Origin of the sequence: Chryseobacterium daecheongense, from assembly GCA_027920525.1 — a bacterium.
In the GTDB taxonomy this organism is placed as follows: domain Bacteria; phylum Bacteroidota; class Bacteroidia; order Flavobacteriales; family Weeksellaceae; genus Chryseobacterium; species Chryseobacterium proteolyticum.
This window is the reverse complement of the sequence record CP115858.1, coordinates 1144995-1160898: the sequence shown is the minus strand read 5'-3', so window position 1 is coordinate 1160898 and position 15904 is coordinate 1144995. Positions and strand designations below refer to the sequence as shown.

The following is a 15904-nucleotide window of genomic DNA, read 5'->3' as shown; positions in this document are numbered from 1 at the left end:
AATTTTCTGCTCGTTTTTTTGTTTTTATTCTCTGTTCTTAATCAATATCCAACCATTGTATAATCTCCCATCCGAAACCTTTATAATGTACCAATAGCTTCCTGTAGGCAATGGTAATGAATTGTATTTTCCGTCCCATTCAAAAGGTTTTTTACTGATGATATCTTTGAATACCGGAATACCTCTTCTATCATAGATGCCGACTTCAGTTCCTGTATAATTTTCAAGGCCTCTTATCTTCCATTTATCGTTGATCCCATCACCATTAGGAGTAATTGCATTAGGAATATTGAAGATAGAAAAGTTTTTCTGGCCAATGATACAACCTGATTTTGTTCTTACATAAACAGTATATTCTCCCATGCTTAAATTATTAAAGACATTGGAATCCTGCCATGTCACATTGTCCAGTGAATATTCATAGTTTCCACTAGCTGAAAGTAAAACAGTTGCAGAACTATTAGCAATTGTTACAGAAACGATCTCAGCTAAAACAGAATAGCTAACCTGCGTATTTGCAATGCTTTCACATCCGAAACTGTTGGTTACTTTCACAGAATAGTTTCCGGGAACGGATACTACAATTGTCTGTGTTGTAGCTCCTGTATTCCATAGATAAGAAGCAAATCCGCTTCCTGCATCGAGTGTTAATATTTTTCCCTTGCAAAAATCAATATTTTCTGGAAGACTGATTTTAGGCTTTGGATTTAATGTTAAGCTTAATCGTATCACTATAAAACATCCATCGGGGGTAGATACTTTTACATGAATAACACTTGAGCCAATGCTCATCATATAAACTGAAGGATTTGGAATTGTATTTCCTGCACTATCTGTATAAGTAAAAGTGTAGTTTTGCGGGTTAGAAATAATATTTCCTTCATACGAATGAAGATTAATAGCCATTGTTGTTCCGGTAGAAGTATTGCATAAAGCATCTGTGACATCCTGAGCCGGAACATTATTGATGGACAATGTAACAGCTATGGATTGCTTTTCAGATTCGCACCCGTTCAATGTTTGAGTGACAAAATATGTTTGTCCATGTACCAGCGGTGTACTGAGAGGTAAAATATTCCCTCCCGCATTGTAAAACACAAGTGATGCTCCCGTAACAGCCAGATTAGCTAACGTAGGATTGGCAGAGGCACAAAAATCCTGGGTAGCATTTGCTGCTGGCTTAGGAGTGGAATTAACCGTCACCTGAATTGCTATTTTGTTGCTTTCACAGTTGTTAATGGTTTGTGAAGCATAATAGGTTTGCCCGCTTACAAGCCCTGTATTTAAAGGTAAAAGGTTTCCTGATGCATCATACCATTTTATATTCTGACCAATGATCTGAATATCTGAAACTTTTGGCTGATTAGTAGCGCAAAATGTTTGTTGTAAATTTTGTGTTGCAGGGAGAGCCGGAGAGGTTATAATTACATTTTGGTTTTGTGTTGCCGTATTTCCATGACCATCATTATAAGTCCAGTGGATTATATAAGTTCCCGGAACAGAATAAGAAAGCGGATCTGTGGTGGTTGCTGTAATAATTCCTGCGCAATTATCAGTTGCTGTTGGGAAAGTTGAAATTACAGTATGGCAATCTCCTGTGACATCCGGCATATTGGCAATATTTGGAACCGGTGCAACAGTATCTCCAACGATTACATTTACAGTGAAGCTTCCGTCACAACCGCCTGACCCTGATACCTGACAAATATATGTCCCTGCATTAGCCGCTGTAGCATTTGAAATAACAGGATTTTGTTGGGTAGAACTAAATCCATTAGGTCCGGTCCAGCTGTATGTTGTTCCCCCGGTTGCATGTAATTGGATGGAAGAATTGATACAAACAGGAGAGTTTGAGGTTACTGTAGCGGCTGATGTACAATCCTTAAATTTAGCAATAAAAATATCGTTTCCACCACCAGGTAATTGCTGAAATGTTCCAGGGGTTGCGATACCTGATGTATTTCCACCTGACATTCCTGTTAAATAAATCGCATCATCATTATCTTTTGTTACCTCTCCTTGTTGTGTCGCACCATTTCCTGTATAATAAGTACCCCATTCCTTTACATCATTTTGGTTATATTTAATTAAAAATGTAGAATTATATTGTGCCGGCATTCCCATATAGGCACCGGGAGTCGATATATCCGGCAGGCCATTGAAATGTAAACCTGTGAAGAAAACATTTCCCGAAGTGTCAGGATATGCTAATAATTGAGGATCTCCATGAAAATTAAAGTAGTTTTTTGTAACGGTATTATTCGCTAGGTTAACCCGCCAAATTCCTGGCTGCCCCTGAGGAAAAGCAGTTGTAGTATATTTTCCCGGAAGAATTAAAATATTATTTACAATTCTTGCTTTTAACACAAGTTCAGATCCTGCGTTTCCATAATAGCTTGATCGAAGAATGGTGTTTCCTTGTTTCGATAATTTAATATAGATTCCGTCTGATTCTCCACCTTTTATAGATTGAAAGGCATTAATCATGGGGATATTTGAAGATTGTGTAGCTCCAATTATTTCAAGATCATTATTTGAAGAAAAAATATTGAAAATAGAAGTTGAACCATCACTTTGCCCAAAATAAGTTGCCCAATCTACATTACCTGTTGTTGAATTTAAAGAGGCTAAAATTCCATCTGTATATCCAAGAGGTGTAGATTTTGTTGGTTGCATTGCATTCAGAGTTGGGAAATCAGAACTGAAAGCATCTCCTCCGATATATATCTTATTTTGATTATAAGAAACGGAATAAAGCTTGTCTTGTCTGCTGGAAACAAATTCTTTTTGAAAGACAAGAGCTCCATTATTGTCAAATTTTACTAAAACAATATTTTCATTGTATGGTCCTCTTTGAATAGTTCCCCCGGCATAAATACTAAAATCTTCGTCAAAATCAACATCCATGAAAACATCAGTCATTCCAAAACCATAATATGTTCCCCAAAGTCTTTGTCCGCTTGGTGTCAACTTCATTAAAAAAGAGTCAAGTCCACCGGCAAGATTCTGTTGATAGGTACCTGAAGTAGCAAAATTAGTATAGCTACTGGTAGTACCAAATAAGTAACCTTTATTTTGACTATCAGTTTTTATTCTACCATAATCATCACCTGTTCCACCTGCATGGCTTCCCCAGATTCTTGTTGGAACCGGATCAATGATAATAGTTTTAGTGGAAATGTCAATTGGAGTATTAAAGCTAAAAGTTTGATTACCAATATCATTAAAAGAAACGGGAATACTTACATTTATATTCTTGTTTTTAATCCAACTGTTGGGAATATTTTCCTGCATTTTTCCAAAACGCATATCCAAGATAAGCTTACCATCTTTAATTGAGGTTGGAGCTCCACTAAATTTCATTTTTATGTCTGAAATTTTTCCGCCTGGATTGATAATAAAATTGTATTCAATGGGCTTCATAGTATCTTTTGGTTTAAAAAATACCAAATCAATATTTGAATAAATATTCTTGTATACTATTTTTTGAAACTTGTGAACATTGGTTATTCCTTCAGAATTATTGGGAATGTTGTAATAATTGTCAAAATCATAAGATTTTCCCTCCGCAATAATTGAAACACTTTTATTTGAATTTAGTAATTCAATATCAACTCTATGAAATAAATGTTCGTAAAGGAATTCATCCTCATAATATGTTTTAGCGTTTAAAGATTTATCTTTTTTAAATTTTTGGGAATTAGGATTGGATGTCTTTTTCGTTTCGTATACATCATAAGAAAACCCATTAGATCGAAGTTGAACATTCAGCCCTGCTGAATTGTACAAATATTTTACATCAGTGTTTTCTTTTCCATCCTGATCAACAATCTGGCCTTTGTTTTCGTAAAAAAAATACTGATTATCCTGTATAGCTTTGGTTTGAGAAAATGTGAGTCCATAAGTGAACACTGATAAAAGAAATAAAATTTTCCGCATCTATTATTAATTTCCGGCAAATATATAAAAACGCCTCACTTTATCGGGATTAATAATCATTCATCTGTAAGTGTTTGTTTTAAAACATGATGTAAATCATGAGATTCATTTAATTATTTTGTTTAACAATTTTGTCAAAAAAAAATTTTGATCTACATTTGCACAAATTTGTTTAACAAAAATGTCAAATCAAGCAAAAAAAGACCAAACACAAGAATTGATCAAAGAAACTGCGAAGCACCTATTCTTTGTGAAAGGGAAGTTTGATGCTACTACGCAAGAGATTGCAGATGAAGCCGGAGTGAATAGAACGCTTATTAATTACTATTTCCGTTCCAGAGATAATCTAATGCAGATTGTATTTAATGAAGCGCAAAAAGTAGAACAAGAGAAATCTAAAATTATACAGAATTCCGATCTGCCTTTTAAAGAGAAAATAAGCCAGTTTATAGAAGGCAGCTTATCAACAAGCCTTCAGTATCCTTATCTGGAAACTTATATTGTTTCACAGATCAATAAAGGGAATTGTCACAAGAAGGATATAGAAGAAGATGATTTGAAAAAGATGTATGAAGACATTGAAACGGAAATGGAAGCAGGAAATATAGAGAGAATGAAACCTATCCAATTTATTCTGAATATGGTTTCTTTATTGGTATTTCCCAGCGCAATACGTCCTCTTTTGATGGAGAATCTAATGATCAGTGATAAAGAATTTGATAAGATCATATCAGAGAGAAAAGAGATCATACTGAATATTTTATTTAAAAATTAGTTAAAAGCTTAAAGTATTTTTAAATATGATCCGTCCTTTAGGAATAAAGTATTTGAAGAAGAACATCTATTAAAAAAATAAACGAAGTAATAAAATTATGAAAAGAAAACGTATAACTGCACAAAAGCTAAAAATAGGGATAGCTGCAGCATTTATGATTTTCGGTTACTCATCGGTACATGCTCAGCAACAGGTTTCTTTAAAAGAAGCCATTCAGCAGGCCCTGAAAAATAAGGCAGAAGCTAAGAAAGCTGCTTTACAGGTAAAAAAAGCTGAATATAAGATTGATGAAGCCAGAGCCGGTGCTTTACCGCAGATCAGTGCTAATATCAGCAATACCTTTAATCCTATTTTACAGAAGTCTGTTCTTCCTGGTGAGATTTTAGGAATGCCGGGACAGATGATTCCGGTGACGTTCGGAACAAAATGGCAGTCTGTAAACTCTGTAACGCTTAACCAGAATATTTTTGACCAGAGAGTATTCATCGGTTTAAAAGCGGCTAAATCTACCCGTGAGTTTTATATTCTTAATTCACAGCTGACCAATGAACAAATCATTGAAAATGTAGCGACAGCTTATTATCAGGTTTTTGTTCAGGAAGAAAATCTTAAGACGATTGAAGCCAGTTATGCTAATACGGAAAGGGTAAGAAATGTGATCAAAAGCTTAGTTGATAACGGCCTTGCTAAATCTATCGACCTGGACCGTACCAATGTTCAGCTTAATAATATAGGATCGAACAGGCAACAGCTGATCAACGGAGTGGAAGTGGCTAAAAATTCATTGAAGTTTTATATGGGAGTTCCTATTGAAACACCGATAGAGCTTGAAGAAAAAACAATCGAACCCAATCCGCAGCTTTTAGCAACCAATGTGAGCCTGGAACAAAGATCTGAATTAAAAGTACTAAATAAACAAAGAGAGTTATTACAGTTTAGTAAAAAAGCAACAGAAGCTTATCTTTATCCTACGGTGGGATTAACAGCCAATTACGGATGGCAGGGACTAGGAAATAAATTTCCTTATTTCACAGGATCTTCTCAGGGAACCAACTGGAGTGATTTTGCTTCCATAGGTCTGGCCATTAAAGTTCCGATTTTTATGGGTGGCCAAACCAAGGCTCAGATTCAACAGGCTGAAATCGATATTCAGGATCTGGATCAGGATATTGAGAAAACTAAGCTTAGCCTAAACCTGGATTATAAAAATGCTATTTCCAATATGGAAAATGCGATCATCAATATCGAAAGCATGAAGAATAATGTAGGACTGGCAGAAAGGGTTCAAAGCAACACACAATCCAATTATCAGTATGGTTTAGCAACACTTACAGAAGTTCTGGATTCTGAAAATGCCCTTACTCAGGCAAAACAGAATTATGCGAATGCATTGCTGGATTATAAGCAGGCTGAGATCAAACTGATCAAAGCTAAAGGAGAATTAAATACATTAGAAAACCAATAATAAACTAAAATGAAAAAAACTTTAATATATATCATCGTAGCGGCTGTACTTATTGGTTTAGCAGCTTATAAGATTGCGGGAAACAAAGAAAAACAGACACAGGAAGTAAAAGAAGTTGCCAAGCAGGTTGATAAGATCAACGTTAATGTGGTAACCGTAAAGAGAGAAAATATCGATACGGATTATTCAGCGAATGGAACGTTTCTTCCAAAGCAGGAAATGAATCAGTCTTCTGAAATTGCAGGACGTATTGTAAGTGTTTTAGTAAAAGAAGGTTCAAGAGTTTCTGCAGGTCAGACTTTAGCAACTATTAAAAGAGATGCTATTGAGGTAGATGTATCACAGGCTCAAAATAACTTACAAAACGCAATTATCGACAATCAGCGTTATGAAAATGCTTATAAAACAGGAGGAGTTACCAAGCAACAGCTTGATAATTCAAGATTACAGCTTAAAAATATGCAGGCTGCTGTAAAAGCTCAGGGTGTAAGAGTAAATGATACCAGCATCCGGGCAGGGATCAGCGGTACAATTAATAAAAAAATGGTGGAGCCTGGAACTGTAGTTTCAGTGGGAACTTCCATGTTTGAGATCGTTAATATCAATACCTTAAAACTTTCCGTTCTGGTGGATGAAAGCCAGGTTGGGAAAATCCAGTTAGGTCAGGTAGTTCCAATTAGCGTAAATGTTCTACCTGAAGATTCTTTCAGTGGAAGAATTACATTTATTGCTCCTAAAAGTGATGCTTCTTTAAATTTCCCGGTAGAAATTGAAGTTCCGAACAAAGGAAACCTGAAAGCCGGTATGTATGCAACTGCAGTATTCAAAACAAACAACGGAGCTGAAACTCAGAACATGCTTACTGTTCCTGCGGAAGCATTTGTAAACGGGGTGAGCTCTGGCCAGTTGTTTATCGTTCAAAATGGAACTGCCAAATTGATCAAAGTAACGATCGGGAAAGTGTACGGAGATAAAGTACAGATTCTTACAGGTCTTACTGAAGGTCAACAGGTAATTACCAGCGGACAGATCAACTTGGATAATGGGTCAAAAATCAATATTGTAAAGTAGTAGACTTATGAAGTTAGCAGAAATATCGATCAAAAGACCCTCGTTGGTAATTGTATTATTTACAATTCTGACACTGGGGGGTATCCTGAGTTATACACTCATGGGATACGAATTGATTCCGAAGTTTGAAACCAATATGGTAACAATTTCTACGACCTATCCGGGAGCTTCGCCTGCAGAGGTGGAAACTTCCGTGACCCGGAAAATTGAAGATGCCGTAGGTTCTTTGGAAAATGTAAAAAAAGTAGAGTCTTCTTCATATGAAAGTTTATCCGTGATCATGGTTCAGCTGAACGATGGAGCGGATGTGGATTATGCTTTGAATGATGCTCAGCGTAAAGTAAATGCAGTTCTTAAAGACCTTCCGGATGATGTAGATCCGCCTTCACTGAATAAATTCTCATTGGATGATTTACCTATTATTACGATGAGTGTTTCTTCGAATAAATTGAATAACAAAGAACTTTATGACCTTTTAGATAAAAAAATAGAGCCTATTTTCTCCCGTGTAAACGGAGTAGCGCAGGTTGATCTTGTAGGTGGACAGGAAAGAGAGATTCAGGTGAATCTTGATGAGAAAAAATTGCAGGGTTATGGACTTTCCATCGGAGATGTTCAGCAGGCAATCCTTTCATCCAACCTGGATTTCCCTACAGGAAGTTTGAAATCGAGAACGACAAAATCTACGATCAGATTATCCGGAAAATATAAATCGATCCAGGAAATGAACAACCTTGTTGTTTCCAATAAAGATGGAGCTCAGGTTCGTTTATCCGATATTGCTACTGTTTTCGACTCTCAGAAAGATGTTGAGAAAGTGGCGAGATTTAACCAGTTTCCGACGATTTTAATGCAGGTTAAAAAACAGTCTGATGCGAATGCGGTTGCTGTATCTGAAAGTGTTCAGAAAACCATAGCAAAAGTAGAAGAAGCGTATAAAGTTCAGGGGATAAAAGTGAAGGTAGTAAATGATACTACGGATTTTACTCTTGAATCTGCCAACCACGTTATTTTTGACTTGTTCCTGGCAATCGTCCTTGTAGCTATTGTGATGTTATTATTCCTTCACAGTATCAGAAATGCCTTTATCGTAATGGTCTCTATTCCGGCTTCGTTAATTGCAGCCTTCATTGGAATGAACCTGATGGGGTATACACTGAACCTGATGAGTTTATTAGGACTATCCCTAGTGGTTGGTATCCTTGTGGATGATGCGATTGTGGTGTTGGAAAACATTTACCGTCACATGGAGATGGGTAAAAGTAAGATCAGGGCTGCGTATGATGGAGCGTCTGAAATTGGATTTACGGTTGCTGCAATTACATTGGTAATCGTGGTGGTATTCCTTCCGATTGCAATGAGTTCAGGTCTTGTAGCAAACATCCTTGGGCAATTTTGCGTCACGGTTGTTATTGCAACCTTATTATCATTGTTGGCATCATTTACCATTATCCCTTGGTTATCATCAAGATTTGGTAAGTTGGAGCACTTAACAGGTAAAAACTGGTTTGAAAAATTCATTCTTTGGTTTGAAGGACTGATTGATAAATTCACACACTGGATCACAGGCATTCTTGAGTGGTGTCTGAAGTCAACGTTAAGAAGGATATCAACGGTAGTGATCACCTTTATTATTCTGATCTCTTCGTTCATGTTGGTAGCATTTGGTTTCATTGGTGGTGAATTCTTTCCTCCAATCGACCGTGGTCAGTTCTTAGTTCAAATGGAATTATCAAAAGATGCGACCGTTGAAAAGACCAACCAGTTAACTTTAGATGTAGAGAAGTTTTTAAGAAATGATAAAGATGTTGTGGATCTGATTACCACTGTTGGTCAGCAGTCAACAGGTTTTGGTGGAGCTCAGGCAACGACTTATCAGTCTGAAGTTCAGGTAAACCTTACTGATAAATCTGAGCGTGCTGAAAGTACGAACATCAAAGCAGCTAAAGTAAAAAGAGCATTAGAAGAGAAATTTACAGGAGTTGAGTTTAAAACGGCTCCAATTGGTATCCTGGGTGCTGAAAATGCACCGATCGAAATGGTTGTAACAGCTCCTGATAATGCTACAGCAGTAAAAGAGGCAACAAGAATTCTGGAACTATTGAAAAAAGTTCCCGGGGCAGTAGATGCTGAACTATCAACAGATACCGGTAATCCTGAAGTTCAGGTAAATATTGACAGAGATAAAATGGCTTCTTTAGGCCTGAATCTTCAGAGTGTAGGACAAACAATGCAGACAGCATTCAACGGAAACACAGATGGGAAATACAGAGCCGGAGAATATGAATATGATATCAATATCCGTTTTGGTGATGCAAATAGACAATCTATTGATGATGTTAAGAACCTGATGTTCACAAATCCTAGAGGAGAAAAGGTTCGTTTGAGTCAGTTTGCAGAAGTGAAAATGGGTTCAGGACCAAGCTTACTTGAGCGTAGAGATAAATCTCCTTCCGTAAAAGTAAGAGCAAAGGCGGTAGGTAGACCTGTGGGGGATGTTGCGAATGAATGGGCAGACCAGTTCATGAAGAGCGATAAAAAACCTATCGGAGTGGATTACATCTGGAGTGGTGATATGGAAAACCAGCAGGAAGGTTTCGGTACTTTAGGTATTGCCTTATTGGCAGCTATCGTATTGGTTTACCTGGTAATGGTTTCCTTATATGATAGTTTTGTTTATCCGTTTGTGGTATTGTTCTCGATTCCGCTTGCGATGATCGGAGTTATGGTTATCCTTGCCTTAACAGCAAATTCACTGAACATCTTTACGATGTTAGGGATGATCATGTTGATTGGTCTTGTGGCGAAGAATGCGATCCTGATTGTTGACTTTACCAATGCTAGAAAAGCAGCAGGATCAAATACACACGATGCCTTGATTCAGGCTAACCATGCTCGTCTTCGTCCGATTCTTATGACAACCATCGCGATGATCTTCGGGATGTTGCCAATTGCATTGGCAAGTGGAGCAGGAGCCGAATTTAATAAAGGTCTGGCTTGGGTAGTTATCGGTGGTTTAACATCGTCTCTATTCCTTACCTTGATCATCGTACCAGTAGTATACTCTCTATTTGATTCAATTCTAAGAAGAATGGGTCAGCATGAGAAAACAGATTATGAGGCTGAAATGAAGGCTGATTACGAGCACAGAGAACTAAGTGATGACGGATTTACTCCTAAACATTTAGATTAAAATAACAACCTTAATTAACCGAAAAAGCGTATCATTTTTGATACGCTTTTTTGATTGTTCCCTGTGCTGCCAACAAAATTTTAAACTCTATTCTCCACAATAAAAAAGGCTTCCAGAATAAACTGAAAGCCTTCCCTTTTATTTTATACAAAAAATTAATCTGCCATGGCTTCACCTGACTTTCTGTAGATGAAGTTTCCGTAAATGTGTCTTCTTGCAAAACGGCTTGGTGAATCAGCATTTACCATTTTGATATAGGTGTTTCTTGGTACTCCCAGGTATTCATACATCATTCCGTTTAAATGCTGGATCTTCAGAACCTGTTTTTCAAAATAGAAATCGTGAATATTAGATTTTGTAGTTGTTTCTACATATTCCTCCTTATACTTTTCCTGTGTTTCAGGGTTAATGCTCACCAAAAAATGGTAAGCTTCAATCACAGATTTGCTTTTTTCTTCAGCTTCCAGTTTCCCGGCTTCATCGTTGATGAATTTATCAGGATGAGAATCTTTCATCGTATTTCTGTAAATGGTTTTTAACTCCTGTAATGTTACTGTTTTATCTACCCCAAGAAGCTTTCTATGTTCACCAACTCTTTTCATATTTATATATTTTATTGATTTTAAGGATTCTATGTAATTGTTATATCCATAAGTATGAATTCGTACAATACTATTTTATATTCCGTTATATGATCCTTTTTTCGGGGTGCAAAATTAGGTAATTAATTCCAGAAAATCATAACTTATTCATTATTAATTTATTTGAAGTTTATTTCGGTATTATAAAATACCAGAAAAGTCAATAATTTTTGAAAGTATTTTAGACATATTTATGCAACATTATTTAGGATTTGATTCTTCTATATATAAATTTCTGAGAAGTTTTTTTATTCCTCTGTAGGTATTATTATTTTGCTTTTACTTAATGAAGATATTTTCGAAATGATTTTTAAGAGAATTTTTGTCGGGATAACTTTCATTTCTTTTTGGTAAATATATTTTACTACCTTTTAGATTTGAGTAATAATTATCTTTAAAAACTTTGTGACTTACTTCAATAGTATAGTTTTCAGGGTTTATACTTATTAACCCTAAATCAAATAAAGTATGGATATCTGAACGCAATAAGAGACCATTTTGTATTTTATTAGTGTTAGAGCCTTTATAAGGATATATATGTGCAGCTTCTAACATTTCAATAATTTCGCATCCAGTTACTGCACATTTTTTATTATATGTTTCAATAAGTTTATTTCTGAAATTTTTTTGTCCCCTTCTTAAATGAATATAAACAGCAATTTTTTTTCTGTCATCTTTTATAGTTTTGAAATTAAAGTGCTCAATTTCTTTTTGATTAATAGATGACATTAAATAATCATTAGCCTGTAAATAGCTAGAATCTTCTATTAACGATAAATTATAAAGGCAAATACTTAGTGATCTACTTATATGGTCTTCTAACTCATAATTATTTTCTAGTTTATAATAAAACTCTTTAGGGTTTTCGAAAACATTGTTATATTTGGTATTTTGTCCGCCTCCGTCAACATCAATTTTAGGGGCTATTTTTCCTTTTTTTCTAAGCTTTACATTTAATCCTTTTGGATTTGTTTTAGATTCTAAACATCCTACAACAGCTCCTTTACCTGCTTTATCAAAACATATTGCTACATAAATACCATTTGATACTTTTTGATTAGGGGGTAAAATACAGATATGTGTTACATGTGGGAAGTTAGCTGCTCCTTTGGAAACCTCTATGGAAAGATTGATACCATTAAAAATTTTATATTTACTTTCTAATTCTTTTTTAAGGTTTTTAAGAGAACTTTTAACATTCACTAAAATTGGGTCGTCAGTTTTAATGACTTTTCCCTTTACTATAGGATTTTTTTGGCGAAATTCACATATTTCATTAAAATGTTCAATCATTAATTTTTTAAGTCTAATCTAAACTTTTTAAAAATTTATTCCAAATAATAAGAATTTAATTTTATTTATTACCTTTAAAATAAACAAAAAAGCAGAAGCTTACACTTCTGCCTTGCAACATAAAAAAAATAATAATCAGCTTCTAACTAAACTTTCTCAGTCGAATAAGCTGCAGCCACTTCTTTCGAAGCTGCTACCATTGCGATCAGTGCTTTTTCTGTTTCTTCCCAATGACGGGTTTTCAATCCGCAATCTGGATTTACCCAAAGCTGTTCTGCCGGGATTACGGCTTGTGCTTTTTTCAGCAATGCAACCATTTCCTCTTTTGATGGAACTCTTGGAGAGTGAATGTCATACACTCCTGGGCCGATCTCGTTTGGATATTTAAAGTCTGCGAAAGCATTTAATAACTCCATTTGGCTTCTTGAGCATTCTATCGTGATGACATCGGCATCCATATCGGCGATATTGTGGATAATGTCATTAAACTCGGAATAACACATATGCGTGTGGATTTGTGTAGCATCCTCAACACCACTTGCAGAAATTCTGAAAGCTTCTACAGCCCATTGAAGGTAATTTTGCCATTCTGCCTTACGCAAAGGAAGACCTTCTCTGATAGCTGGTTCATCGATCTGGATAATTCTGATTCCTGCTTTTTCAAGATCGTTTACTTCATCACGGATTGCCAAAGCAATCTGCTTACAGGTGGTAGAACGAGGCTGATCATCACGTACAAATGACCATTGAAGAATGGTTACAGGGCCGGTCAACATTCCTTTTACCCATTTTTGAGTTAATGACTGGGCATATTGAGACCAATAAACCGTCATTGGCTGAGGCCTGTGAACGTCTCCATAAATAACCGGTGGTTTTACACAACGGCTTCCGTAGCTTTGAACCCATCCGTTTTGAGTAAATGCAAATCCTGCGAGCTGTTCCCCAAAATACTCGACCATATCGTTGCGTTCAAATTCTCCATGTACCAATACATCAATTCCGATTTCCTCTTGCCATTGGATGGTTCTCTGTGTTTCTTCTTTAAGCAGCTGATCATATTTTTGGGCAGTCAGGTCTCCTTTCTTGAATTGAGCTCTCCAGCTTCTTACTTCTTTGGTTTGAGGAAAAGACCCAATTGTTGTTGTCGGAAATAAAGGAAGCTCCAATGCGTTCTGCTGTGCTTCTTTTCTCACATTAAAAGGACTGTTTCTCTGTGCGTCACTTTCTGTAGTTACAGCAACACGGTTTTTCACATCCTGATTATGAATTAGTGTTGAAACTTTTCGGTTTTCAATAGCTTTTTTATTTTCAGCTAATTCCTGTAAAGTGTTGTAATCCGGGTTTTCTGAAGCTAATTTTTTTAAGGTAACAATTTCATAAACTTTTTGCTTAGCAAAAGCCATCCATTGTTTGATCTCCGGAAATAGTATATTTTCATTTTTCTCCAGGTCAAGATCGAAAGGAGAATGAAGTAATGAACATGACGGTGCAATGAAAACTCTTTCAGAACCTAATGCTGCAATAGCTTTTTTGATGAAAACCAGAGACTGATTGAAATCGTTTTTCCAGATATTTCTTCCGTCTACGACTCCTAATGAGAGGATTAATGTTTCAGGAATTGCATTGATGACCTCATCCAATTGTTCCGGGGCTCTTACCAGATCAATGTGTAGTGCATCAACAGGTAGAGTAGTGGCCAATGAAAGGTTATCTTTTAACCCATCAAAATAGGTGGTCACAATGAATTTAAGGTTCGGAAACTGTTTGGCAATTTCAGCATAAATGTTCTGGTAAACTTCTTTTGCTTTCTGATCAAGGTCTAGTGCTAAAAACGGCTCATCCAGCTGGATCCATTCTGCTCCGTTTTTTTCAAGCTCTTTTAAGATCTCGACGTAAACCGGAAGCAGATTTTGTGCTAAATCCAATTTATCAAAACCTTCTTCTTTTTCTTTTCCTAATAATAAATAGGTTACCAATCCAAGGATAATAGGCTTTGTATGAATTCCTGCTTCCTTCGCTTCAATAAACTCATTGACGATTTTATTGGAGAATAATTTGAATTGCTGATCTTTTTGGAATTCTGGAACGATATAATGATAATTGGTATCAAACCATTTTGTCATTTCCATGGCTGTAATATCGTGCTCGTCTTTCTGATAGCCTCTGGCCATAGCAAAGTAAAGATCTAGCTCATTTGGTGTAATATCCTGATAACGGGAAGGAATAGCTCCAACGGATAGTGTCATGTCCAATACCTGATCATAAAAAGAAAAGTCATTGGATGGAATCAGATCAATTCCGGCTTCTTGTTGTAGTTCCCAGTTTTGCTTTCTGATCTTTTTTCCTGCCTCTAAAAGTTCCTGTAACGATGTTTTACCTGCCCAATATAGTTCGCAGGCTTTTTTAAGTTCTCTGTTGCTACCGATTCGCGGATAGCCAAGGATGTGTGTTTGCATTTTCTTTAAACTTTTAATTAAATTTTGGTTTTAAAAGTTCTTATAATGCTTCATAACGCAATCGGGAAATAGTTTTTAGCAATAGAGAAGATACAATATAGACGTAATTTTTCCAGTGAGGGATAGGTTGTTTGGTAACCTGAAATTAATTTTCATAAAAAACATTACGTTTAAACTCAAATAAATTCTGAGTTTCAAACCCAATCCAATACGTTCAAAAGTATCATCTGTATGACCAAAAGCTTCAGACCGCGAAAGCATTGTCAATTCGGAACAGGCAGGTCTCCTGACTTGTAACAGTTTTTGTCATCCTTCCCGCTTGTGGCAGTGGATATTCAGGGACAAAAACCTCTGTTGTGTTACTTACAGTTGCGCGACAGCTCGTGATTTCCACACGATTCCCTATTAATCTACCTTAAGTAAAACCTTTTCCGTTTGATGAAGTATGTTAAAGAACAAAATAGGTTGTAAAGGTATTAATTTAAGATGTTTAATTGGTGTAAATGTAAAAATTAAGGATATTATTTTGTTTGAATTGAATTTGTGAGTTATTTATTCTGTAAATTTGAAAATATAAATCGAAAAAAGAATATTATCCTGTGGAAAGACTAGACGATAAAGACCTTCAATTGTTGAGAATCCTTCAAAAAAATGCAAAATTGACCGTTAAAGAATTGGCAAAGGAAATTAATCTTTCTCCATCTCCTGTTTTTGAGCGTGTTAAAAGGTTGGAGCAGGAGGGTTATATCAAACATTATGCGGCTGTCCTGGAAGCTGAGAAACTGAATCGTGGTTTTACAGTTTTCTGTCAGGTTAAATTAAAGATCCACGACAGGTCTGTGGGAAATGAGTTTGTACAGGAAATTACACTGATAGACGAAGTGGCGGAATGCTATAATATTTCGGGCGATTTTGATTTCCTTCTCAAAGTTCAGGTACGCGATATGAAACACTACCAGGATTTTGTATTTAATAAATTAGGTTCCGTCGACTCGATAGGAAGCACACACAGTACTTTTGTAATGGCAGAAGTGAAGAATAACCATGGAGTTACTATATAGAGCAGATCTC

Annotated in this window: 9 protein-coding genes and 1 riboswitch; of the genes, 5 read left to right on the top strand and 4 right to left on the bottom strand. The window is 36.0% G+C overall.

From position 1 onward, the window contains the following. Window positions 1-24: 24 nt before the first annotated feature. The gene (locus tag PFY10_05010) at window positions 25-3939 is read right to left on the bottom strand and encodes a T9SS type B sorting domain-containing protein (protein WBV57804.1); all 3915 of its coding nucleotides are present in this window, start codon (window positions 3937-3939) and stop codon (window positions 25-27) included. A gap of 181 nt (window positions 3940-4120) precedes the next feature. Here PFY10_05010 and PFY10_05005 point away from each other — a divergent pair, with 181 nt between their 5' ends. From PFY10_05005 to PFY10_04990, 4 genes are all read left to right on the top strand, one after another. Beyond that, window positions 4121-4714, top strand: coding sequence for a TetR/AcrR family transcriptional regulator (locus PFY10_05005; GenBank protein ID WBV57803.1), 594 nt, complete (start codon window positions 4121-4123; stop codon window positions 4712-4714). Between the two features lie 97 nt (window positions 4715-4811). Then, window positions 4812-6179, top strand: a complete 1368-nt coding sequence (locus tag PFY10_05000) for a TolC family protein (GenBank protein ID WBV57802.1) — start codon at window positions 4812-4814, stop codon at window positions 6177-6179. 9 nt (window positions 6180-6188) lie between these two features. Then, window positions 6189-7250: an efflux RND transporter periplasmic adaptor subunit gene (locus PFY10_04995; protein ID WBV57801.1), complete on the top strand. Its 1062-nt coding sequence runs from the start codon at window positions 6189-6191 to the stop codon at window positions 7248-7250. Window positions 7251-7257: 7 nt separating this feature from the next. Further along, window positions 7258-10443: an efflux RND transporter permease subunit gene (locus tag PFY10_04990; protein ID WBV57800.1), complete on the top strand. Its 3186-nt coding sequence runs from the start codon at window positions 7258-7260 to the stop codon at window positions 10441-10443. A 155-nt stretch (window positions 10444-10598) separates the two neighbouring features. Here the strand turns inward: PFY10_04990 and PFY10_04985 are convergent, their stop codons facing one another. From PFY10_04985 to metE, 3 genes are all read right to left on the bottom strand, one after another. Further along, complete coding sequence (locus PFY10_04985; protein WBV57799.1) at window positions 10599-11045, bottom strand: KTSC domain-containing protein; 447 nt, start codon at window positions 11043-11045, stop codon at window positions 10599-10601. A 318-nt stretch (window positions 11046-11363) separates the two neighbouring features. Beyond that, window positions 11364-12377, bottom strand: a complete 1014-nt coding sequence (locus PFY10_04980; GenBank protein ID WBV57798.1) for an HNH endonuclease — start codon at window positions 12375-12377, stop codon at window positions 11364-11366. Between the two features lie 146 nt (window positions 12378-12523). Further along, window positions 12524-14833, bottom strand: a complete 2310-nt coding sequence (gene metE / locus PFY10_04975; GenBank protein ID WBV57797.1) for a 5-methyltetrahydropteroyltriglutamate--homocysteine S-methyltransferase — start codon at window positions 14831-14833, stop codon at window positions 12524-12526. Window positions 14834-15091: 258 nt separating this feature from the next. Beyond that, a riboswitch (cobalamin riboswitch) is annotated at window positions 15092-15278 on the bottom strand. A 154-nt stretch (window positions 15279-15432) separates the two neighbouring features. Here metE and PFY10_04970 point away from each other — a divergent pair. Continuing rightward, window positions 15433-15894, top strand: coding sequence for an Lrp/AsnC family transcriptional regulator (locus PFY10_04970; protein WBV57796.1), 462 nt, complete (start codon window positions 15433-15435; stop codon window positions 15892-15894). The last annotated feature ends 10 nt before the right edge of the window (window positions 15895-15904 follow it).

Bases quoted from the DNA above. Each gene is read 5' to 3' on its own strand.
- PFY10_05010 (WBV57804.1), bottom strand. From the start codon at position 3,939: ATGCGGAAAATTTTATTTCTTTTATCAGTGTTCACTTATGGACTCACA.
- PFY10_05005 (WBV57803.1), top strand. From the start codon at position 4,121: ATGTCAAATCAAGCAAAAAAAGACCAAACACAAGAATTGATCAAAGAA.
- PFY10_05000 (WBV57802.1), top strand. From the start codon at position 4,812: ATGAAAAGAAAACGTATAACTGCACAAAAGCTAAAAATAGGGATAGCT.
- PFY10_04995 (WBV57801.1), top strand. From the start codon at position 6,189: ATGAAAAAAACTTTAATATATATCATCGTAGCGGCTGTACTTATTGGT.
- PFY10_04990 (WBV57800.1), top strand. From the start codon at position 7,258: ATGAAGTTAGCAGAAATATCGATCAAAAGACCCTCGTTGGTAATTGTA.
- PFY10_04985 (WBV57799.1), bottom strand. From the start codon at position 11,045: ATGAAAAGAGTTGGTGAACATAGAAAGCTTCTTGGGGTAGATAAAACA.
- PFY10_04980 (WBV57798.1), bottom strand. From the start codon at position 12,377: ATGATTGAACATTTTAATGAAATATGTGAATTTCGCCAAAAAAATCCT.
- metE (WBV57797.1), bottom strand. From the start codon at position 14,833: ATGCAAACACACATCCTTGGCTATCCGCGAATCGGTAGCAACAGAGAA.